The following is a 5593-nucleotide window of genomic DNA, read 5'->3' on the forward strand; positions in this document are numbered from 1 at the left end:
TGACGTCACTGGTGTTGAAGGCGATGGGTTAGGAGTTGATGCTCCTCCATCGCCGCCTCCGCCACCACACCCTACCAACGTTAGTGATGCGATTAGTAATGGAATACGTATTGACTGCGACTGAGCCGTATTTTTCTTAAGTGCAGCATTCGACAGACTAGATAAGATAGCATTGTTAAAGTTCCGGCGACCGTTTGTTACTGTCTGTTTAATTGGCATATTCATAATCATTCTCCTAAGGCAAGTAACATTGGTCAGCGGCAGGTGTTTGGAACCAATCGGTGGATTGAGTACCGCCGGATTCAGCAAAGTTCGCAAAGTTTGGATAGGCGGTGACGATATCTACATATTCCAGTGGCCATTGCCATTCCGTGTCTGAAGTAATCAGCAGTGCCCACGGGTGGTTGTCTGCAGTTTTGAAATATTTGCCTGTTGATGGATTGCTGTCATCAACGCCTAGTCCTGCTTCAAAGAGATTAGCGGTATCAAACGCCTCGGTTGGATCTTGGTCTGGCAAGTGCACCTCCCAGCTGCGCCCTGGATGTAGAGGTAGGTTTTCACCATGATAATACCCAGGCGTCGCGAAAATAAATGGGTCGTAAGGCATGTCAGTCCAACTGCCAGTACTCACTCCATCGCCAGCTAAAGTAATCCCGATTTGGAAAGCGAATTGCTCATCTTCTTTACAAGAGCTGATGGTGCGGTAGAAGGTACAACTAGTACTGATTTTCTCTGTAAGGTCGTTAGCAATAACAAAGATTGCCTCGCTACGTCCTTGCTCCAAGTCTAAATCAGTGAACACACCATTGTGCTTCATGTAAGAGCTTCCGCTACTCACTAAGCTTGGGTCTAGATTAGGAAGTCGAACCGCAAAACCATTTCTGTACGAAGCACCTACTGCAGCAAGACGTCCATCGATGGTTGATTTAACGACTTTTCCATCTTTAAGGATCTCGGTAATGCGATACATAATCACAGCATCATTCATGTCGTAATCAGCTTTATAAGGCCAGTTATCTTCATACGCCAAGGTTGCGTAACCAGAAGCACTTGGGAAGTAACGGGCTGTAGCGCCGTCGTTAAGAACATCAACTTGAATATCAACTACCTCACCAGATGTCGAACCACCAAAGTAGCTCAGGTTGGTTTGTTGGCTGAATCTGAAGCGAGCCCAAGTAGTCCCCGTTAGTGCGTTGATATCGACATTTAGGAACAGATCGTTTTCACCAGCATCCAGTTGGTAGTCGGTAAATACTTGCTCGTTAGCACCATCGAAGCTGCCATCTTGGTTCCAGTCAATCCACGCCGAAAGGTAACCGGTTGTTGAAGCTTCAATCACCACTTTTGAATCAAGCCCGGCTTCAAGCGCCGTAACAAAACCGATACCACCGTTTGCCCACTCGTCATCAATGCCAACACTTTCATCCGATTGTGGAGTTACGTAGCCATCAAGGTCGGCATCGGGTGCATCAGTGCCTAACCAAGTCACACCATCAAGTTCATGTCGAGGACCATTGCTGGCGAGTAGGGTTAGGTAGCTGTCTGGCGCATCACCAAAGTCGATGTTGGAATCTTCATCAACAACTGGGGCGTTGGCACAACGAGCGCCATCGTTTTGGCCGGAAGAAGGTCCATTCGATACAAATTCAACGGCTGGAACAATTCCTGCTGCGATATTGCTCGCGTTGTCTGGAGACAGATTGATACGGTAGATTTTCCCGTCTTGATTTCGAGATACGTAGTAATAGCCGTTTACATCAAAATAACCCGCTCCGAATGTACCTAACTCACCAGTATCACCGATGTAAGTTTCGGCACCGGTTGTAGGATTGAAGCTGTATAAGCCTCCGGAGTTATTATCGATACCATATAAAGAACCATCACTTGGGTGGAAAGCGAAATCAGTCAGTTTTACGGTTGCCGGGCTACCAGCTATTTTGTTAACTGTAACAGTCGCGTTTGGGTCGGCGTCTAACGGCGATAGATCAACGGTGAACAAGCCTTTTCCTGTACGGTAAAGGTAATACACATGGTCATAGACATCGCCGACATAGAAAGTGTGATCGGTTGGTAATCCACTGGTATTGATCACTTCTGCTTGGAAATCCTGTCCAAGGCGCACCAAGCGTTTGTTGGTAGTGTCATAGCCATAAATATATCTGTCTTGAAAGTCGAAACCAACACCATTGATATTGGCGTTCATGCCCGTATCGTCTTCTAACAGGGTGGTTGAGCCTGTCACTAGGTTCACGCCCCAAACTTGTACGGGTGTCGATTGGAATAGGTAAGCCTGGCTCGGACAGGTATCGAATGGCGCTGCGTTGGCGACCAAAGGCGCACTTAATAGCAAACTTAACGTTGTAATTCTCATATCTACATCCTTGTCATAGAAGGTCTAGATACTTTTACAAGTTACGTGCCACTTTTAAGTTGTTGATTTTTATTGTTTATATTCTAAACTGCTGAGATGTGCAATATATTCTCAAAATGAGAATTCAAATGAAACTAATATTTTATAGATCATTTCAAATTGATAAATCGATTTGAGAAGCTGATGTTGAGACCTAAAAAAGCCCTGACTTTTAGTCAAGGCTTAGGCTGTCGATTAGAGGGGGGATATGCTTAGTCTATCCGCACACCGAGCAATTAGGCATCTTCATTAAATTCATTTCACGCCAGCTGTGAGACATGGCATCGAGAATTAAAAGTTTGCCTTGCTTTGGTTGTCCAAACTTAGCAATAACTTTGATAGCTTCCAAAGCCTGAGCTGCGCCCACCATGCCAACTACCGGTGCCATCACACCGGCTTCAACACAGCTTAGTGCAGCGTTGCCGAATAGAGCACTCAAGCACTGATAACACGGTGCGTCAGTATCTTGATAAGTGAATACGCTGATCTGGCCTTCCATACGAATAGCAGCACCAGAAACTAATGGTGTTTTCGATGCGTAGCACAAGCGGTTCAACTGATTACGTGTTTCTACGTTGTCACTTGCGTCGAGAACAAGCGAGTGAGTTTCAATCAACTTGCCAAGAGCTTGGTCATCAAGCCTGTGGTCGACAGTTTCAATTGTCAGATGAGGGTTCAATACCTGCAGCGACTCAGCGGCAGAATTGACTTTCTTCTTACCAATGTCAGCATCGGTGTGAAGGACTTGTCGTTGCAAGTTAGAAAGCTCGACAATATCATCATCGATCAGTGTTAGCTTACCAATGCCCGCAGTCGCAAGGTATTGAGCGGAGGCACAACCTAAGCCTCCAGCCCCTAATACTAAGATTGAGCTCTGCTTTAGTGCTTCTTGGCCTTCAAAATCAAACTGCTTAAGAATGATTTGACGGTTGTAGCGAAGCATCTCTACGTCAGACAGTATTTCCATCAGTAAGCCTCGTTAGTAAAGCGTCGAGTTAAACAGTTGGATCTGAACCGTTTCACCGACTTCAACACGGCCGCGTTCGCGCTCTAGTACCACAAAGCAGTTTGCTAAACTCATTGAGCGGAAAGCGCCAGAGCTTTGGTTACCCGTTGTTTCTACCACAAATTGACCGTTTTCAATCGAGTAAATGCCACGCTGGTAATCAGTACGGCCTGGGCCTTTTTTGAATGCAGACTTGGTGATAGCAGGAATAGATTCCGGAGCTGTCCACGCTGTGTGACCAGCCAATTTAGCAAGCATAGGTTGAACCAAAACATACATGGTCATCATCGCCGATACTGGGTTACCCGGTAGGCCGCAGAACCACGCGTTATCCAACTCACCAAATGCGAACGGTTTACCGGGTTTGATAGCTAGCTTCCAAAAACCGATTTGCCCCAGTTCTTCAAGAATGTCTTTCGTGTAATCAGCTTCGCCAACGCTTACGCCGCCAGAAGTCACAACCACGTCTGCTATTTGCTGTGCTTTCTCGAACGTCTCTTTAAGCGTTGCAGTGCAATCTGGGGTGATGCCTAGGTCTATAGCTTCACAACCAAACGCTTCAATTAGTGGCTTAATGCCGTAGCGGTTGCTGTCGTAGATCTGACCGTCTTCAAGCGGTTGACCTAGTGGCTTTAGCTCATCGCCGGTAGAAAAGAACGCGACTTTAGGCTTCTGTAACACTGTCACGTGGCTCACACCCAGCGAAGCAATCATTGGAATGTCACGAGGTGTTAAACGTTCACCGCGGCTAAGAACGATATCACCTTGTTTGATGTCATCACCAGTAGGGCGAATGTTATTGTTTAGCTTGATGTCGTCTTGTTGAATCTCAATACCAGCCTCAGTTTCGGCCGTATTTTCTTGCATGATTACGGCGTCACAACCCTCAGGGATCTTTGCGCCAGTCATAATGCGAATACAGGTGTTGCTTGGCCATTCACCTTCGAACGGTTGGCCTGCAAAAGATTTGCCTGCTAATGGTAGTACTTTACCGTTCTCTAGGTCTGCTAAGCGCAGTGCATAGCCATCCATTGCTGAGTTATCAAAAGGAGGTACGAAAATAGGGGAAAGAATATCTTCAGCAAGGACATAACCTAATGCTTCAGCAAGAGGTAGAGATAAAGTCGTTTGGATTGGTTTGATTGGTGATAGCAGCTTATCTAGTGCTTCTTCAATTGGCATTAAGCCCGGAGCGTCGCAACAGCCCATGATTGAAATCCTTTGGTCGTTATTATTTTGATTTAGTGGTTGGCAATGGTGACTCAATAATTATCAAATCACGGTTGTTCGCCAACGAAATTGCAGCCACTTTAGCATAGTTTAAGCCCCGTAAATAATGACCTCCCTTAAAATATGGGTGTATTTAATCAAAATTCCGAGTATCCTTGTTTGCCATCCAGAAGGGGTATTAAAAGAGGAAGTTCAATGTCAGGTCTTAGCGAATCAGCGAAGTTGGTTAAAGATGCGCTAGCAAGCCGCGGATTAGAGACACCAATGCGTCCTAACCAGGTTAGCCGAGAAGAGAAAAAGGAACGAATCGAACACCATATGCGTGAGATTCTAACTCTCCTTGAACTTGATCTTGCAGATGACAGTCTGGAAGAAACACCACAACGCATTGCAAAAATGTATGTGGATGAGATTTTCTCTGGTTTGGATTACGCCAATTTCCCTAAAATCACCGTGATCGAAAACAAGATGGGTGTTCGTGAAATGGTTCGTGTAAAAGACATTACCGTCACCAGCACATGTGAGCATCACTTAGTCACCATTGATGGTAAAACCGCAGTCGCTTACATTCCTCAAGGTAAGATCATTGGTCTTTCGAAGATCAACCGAATCGTTCGTTTCTTTGCTCAACGTCCTCAAGTTCAAGAACGTATGACGCAGCAAATCCTTGTAGCATTACAAACGCTGCTAGAAACGGATGATGTTGCTGTAACCATGGATGCGGTTCATTACTGCGTGAAATCTCGTGGTGTAATGGACGCAACCAGCGAAACAACAACAACAGCTCTGGGGGGTATTTTTAGATCAAACCCAGCAACGCGCCATGAGTTCTTACACGGCCTGCGTTAGAACTAAACCTATTCAGATAAAAAAACGGAGCATTATGCTCCGTTTTTATTGGTTGCTTCATAAGCCTACAGATTTACTATTTTCTTAAACTCTTCCTC

At 45.6% G+C, this 5593-nt stretch carries 4 protein-coding genes and 1 pseudogene; 1 reads left to right on the forward strand and 4 read right to left on the reverse strand.

Annotated features, from left to right (window positions below):
- From AB4653_RS15220 to moeA, 4 genes and pseudogenes are all read right to left on the reverse strand, one after another.
- Positions 1-225 (reverse strand): annotated as a pseudogene (locus AB4653_RS15220) (hypothetical protein); the annotation flags it as partial.
- A 10-nt stretch (positions 226-235) separates the two neighbouring features.
- Positions 236-2371, reverse strand: coding sequence for an LruC domain-containing protein (locus AB4653_RS15225; protein ID WP_009845549.1), 2136 nt, complete (start codon positions 2369-2371; stop codon positions 236-238).
- A gap of 256 nt (positions 2372-2627) precedes the next feature.
- Positions 2628-3377: a molybdopterin-synthase adenylyltransferase MoeB gene (gene moeB / locus AB4653_RS15230; RefSeq protein ID WP_009845548.1), complete on the reverse strand. Its 750-nt coding sequence runs from the start codon at positions 3375-3377 to the stop codon at positions 2628-2630.
- 12 nt (positions 3378-3389) lie between these two features.
- Positions 3390-4625: a molybdopterin molybdotransferase MoeA gene (gene moeA / locus AB4653_RS15235; RefSeq protein ID WP_009845547.1), complete on the reverse strand. Its 1236-nt coding sequence runs from the start codon at positions 4623-4625 to the stop codon at positions 3390-3392.
- 216 nt (positions 4626-4841) lie between these two features.
- Here moeA and folE point away from each other — a divergent pair, with 216 nt between their 5' ends.
- On the forward strand, positions 4842-5495 hold the full coding sequence (folE, locus tag AB4653_RS15240; protein ID WP_004731548.1) for a GTP cyclohydrolase I FolE: 654 nt from the start codon (positions 4842-4844) through the stop codon (positions 5493-5495).
- Positions 5496-5593: the final 98 nt, after the last annotated feature.

The sequence above is a fragment of the Vibrio sp. 10N.222.48.A3 genome (assembly GCF_041475345.1).
In the GTDB taxonomy this organism is placed as follows: domain Bacteria; phylum Pseudomonadota; class Gammaproteobacteria; order Enterobacterales; family Vibrionaceae; genus Vibrio; species Vibrio tasmaniensis_A.